The organism is Nodosilinea sp. AN01ver1, assembly GCF_050565655.1.
Lineage (GTDB): Bacteria > Cyanobacteriota > Cyanobacteriia > Phormidesmidales > Phormidesmidaceae > Nodosilinea.
In genome coordinates, this window is record NZ_JBNXVS010000126.1 from 1 (window position 1) to 1,316 (window position 1,316).

The following is a 1,316-nucleotide window of genomic DNA, read 5'->3' on the forward strand; positions in this document are numbered from 1 at the left end:
GCTGACTGCCTGACAGAAGTGGGTGAAAGGCTTGAAACCTCGTGAGGCGAAGGGGAAAAGGTGAGGTGACATGAGACGCTGAAATTTGCGTCATCTCAGAGTCTGCACCATGTCAGCCACCACCTGTCTCTATGATCAAGTGTTGTCCTTGCTGCGTCAATATAGCCATCGTCGGGATCTGCGCCACCTCAAGGCGCTGGCCTGGATGGTGACGGCCCTGGTGTGCAGCAGCAAGTTGAGCCTGCCGGAGTGGGAGTCGTATGTGCCCAGTCGCGCCCGCCAGGCGCAAAGCATCGAACGACGGTGGCAACGGTTTATGGGCAATCGCCGGGTGCGGATCAAAGGTCTGTACGTGCCCTTGGTCTTGGCGGCCATCCATCGGTGGAAAGGGCGGCGACTCTATCTGGCGCTTGATACGACGGTCTTGTGGAATCGCTACTGCATGATTCACCTGTCGGTGACCTGTTGTGGACGAGCGGTGCCGCTGCTGTGGCGGGTTTTGGAGCATTCGAGTGCTACTGTCAGCACAGAGCGGTACTTGCCAATGCTGCGGTTGGCCCATCGGCTGTTGCGGTCATATCCCGATGTGATGGTGTTAGCCGACCGAGGGTTTGCCAACCATGACTTACTAGAGTGGCTCAGCCAAAGTCGCTGGCACTACTGCTTGCGCTTGCCCAGTGACGTCATGGTGCATGGCCCTCGCCGCTATCCCATTGAAGTGGGCACTCTTTGGCCCCCCAAGGGCGAAGCTCGATTCTATGAGGGCATTGGCCTGTGGGCGGATGGGCGCTGGCGCTGCAACCTCGTTCTAGCCAACGTCAAGGGCGTCAAGGAACCCTGGGCCGTCATTACCGATGAGCCACCGTCCCTCAATACCCTCTGGCAGTACGCCCTGCGGTTTCGCGTCGAGGAGCTGTTCCTCGATTCGAAATCCGGGGTCTTTGAACTCGAAGCCTCCGGTATCCGCTCAGCCCAAGCCCTAGAACGCCTTTACCTGGTTGCCGCTGTCGCCATTCTCTATGGCACTACCCAGGGCATGGCCGTGCAACTCGAGGGCCTCCGCACTCAGGTTGACCCCCATTGGACTCGGGGTATCAGCTACCTCAACATTGGCCTCCGCTGGCTCAAGGGAGCGGTCAACAAAGGGCGTCCATTGCTCACGCCTATTGCCCTGTTTACCGTTGACCCTGAACCCTGTTTCGCGTCCAAAAAAGCTCAAGCCCAGTACTATGACCGCATCTGGTTCTCTAGAATCCAATCCGTGCGCTATCAACTACCCCCTTGGGAGGCTGCATAAAGATGTGTCAGGCAGTCAG

1 protein-coding gene is annotated in these 1,316 nt (G+C 58.3%); it reads left to right on the top strand.

The genetic code is table 11. The features are described 5' to 3' along the window. The first annotated feature begins 109 nt into the window (after nucleotides 1-109). Complete coding sequence (locus ACQ4N7_RS30240; RefSeq protein WP_430715123.1) at nucleotides 110-1,297, top strand: transposase; 1,188 nt, start codon at nucleotides 110-112, stop codon at nucleotides 1,295-1,297. The last annotated feature ends 19 nt before the right edge of the window (nucleotides 1,298-1,316 follow it).

Coding starts and splice junctions, on each gene's coding strand:
- ACQ4N7_RS30240 (WP_430715123.1), top strand. CDS start 110: ATGTCAGCCACCACCTGTCTCTATGATCAAGTGTTGTCCTTGCTGCGT.